This window comes from Dysgonomonas sp. 511 (assembly GCF_010501105.1).
Taxonomy (GTDB): domain Bacteria; phylum Bacteroidota; class Bacteroidia; order Bacteroidales; family Dysgonomonadaceae; genus Dysgonomonas.
In genome coordinates, this window is the sequence record NZ_QVMQ01000137.1 from 1 (window position 1) to 214 (window position 214).

The 214-nt window shown below is 31.3% G+C and carries 1 pseudogene; it reads right to left on the reverse strand.

Features of this window, described 5'->3' with window-relative positions:
- Positions 1–133 (reverse strand): annotated as a pseudogene (locus D0T57_RS16005) (recombinase family protein); the annotation flags it as partial.
- Positions 134–214: the final 81 nt, after the last annotated feature.

The following is a 214-nucleotide window of genomic DNA, read 5'->3' on the forward strand; positions in this document are numbered from 1 at the left end:
CTAAATACTCTTTGAGAATTTTTGGGTTATCCTTCACATATGTATTTATAATCTCTCGCTGAGCTTCAATGCCAAGTCCGCTGATTTGTTGTTTTATAGTACTTTGACGAAGATATGATATATAGGTTTTCATACAATTGATGTCAAATTTGCATAAACTGATGGCTCCTTAATTTATCGTTAACTCTCTCAGCAAAGGTAAAAACTATATAAA